The organism is Mesorhizobium escarrei (assembly GCF_935825525.1).
GTDB classification, from domain to species: domain Bacteria; phylum Pseudomonadota; class Alphaproteobacteria; order Rhizobiales; family Rhizobiaceae; genus Mesorhizobium; species Mesorhizobium escarrei.
Genome location: NZ_CAKXZT010000199.1, coordinates 1 through 933, shown reverse-complemented (window position 1 = coordinate 933; position 933 = coordinate 1). Strand labels below are relative to the sequence as shown.

Below are 933 nucleotides of genomic sequence, written 5' to 3'. Positions count from 1 at the left end.
GTGTTCGGTCATCTCGATCCGCGCGACCAGAACGCTCGACACGATTTTTGCGAGATACTGTTCATTGCCTTCGCCGCGATGCTGTGCGGCGCCAAGACTTGTTCCGACATCTGGCGCTTTGGGCAGGAAAAGGAAGCAATGCTGCGAAATGTGCTCACTCTGGCGCATGGCATCCCCTCGCACGACACTTTCTCGGCGCTGTTTCGCAAGCTTGTCCCCACGGCGTTCGCCGAGGCCTTCGCCGGCTTCATGCGCCATGTCGCGAGCGCTGCCGGCGGCGCGGGGCAGATCGCCATCGACGGCAAGTCGATGCGTGGCGCCTTCGAGAAGGGTCGCCAGTTCGCGCCGCGTATGATGGTGTCGGCCTGGGGCGCGCAGTTGCGCATGACGTTGGCGGCCTTGCCGGCACAGGGCGGCAACGAGGCCAGGGCGGCCATCGAACTGTTGCGCCTGATCGACCTGCGCGGCGCTGTGGTTACGGCCGATGCGCTGCATTGCTCGGCCCGCATGGCCGAGGAGATCACGCGGCGCGGCGGCGACTATGTGCTGGCCTTGAAGGGCAATCAGGGGCTGCTTCTGGCCGATGCCGAGCGCCTCATCGCCGGCCGCCCAACGCCCAAGGCGGCGCTGGCCGTTACCGAGGAGGTGAGCCACGGGCGCCTGGAGCGGCGGGCGGCGCGTGTCGTGCGTGCGCCGGGGCTTGGCCGCAAGCACAGCTTTGCCGGCCTCGCGGCCATCGGCGAGGTCAAGCGCACGCGTGTGATCGATGGCAAACGGCAGGAAGAGTGCTGTCTCTATGTGCTCTCGCGACCGATGTCCGCCAACGACCTGCTCGCCGTCGTGCGCCGTCACTGGGATGTCGAGAATGGCCTGCACTGGCAGCTCGACGTGGTCTTCCGCGAGGACGACTGCCGGACCAGAAAGGATCACGGC

The 933-nt window shown here is 66.8% G+C and carries 1 protein-coding gene; it reads left to right on the top strand.

Annotated elements, in window-relative coordinates; all coding sequences use genetic code 11:
• A partial coding sequence (locus tag NMG80_RS36945) for an ISAs1 family transposase (protein WP_254022701.1) occupies nucleotides 1–933 on the top strand: 933 nt, incomplete at both ends.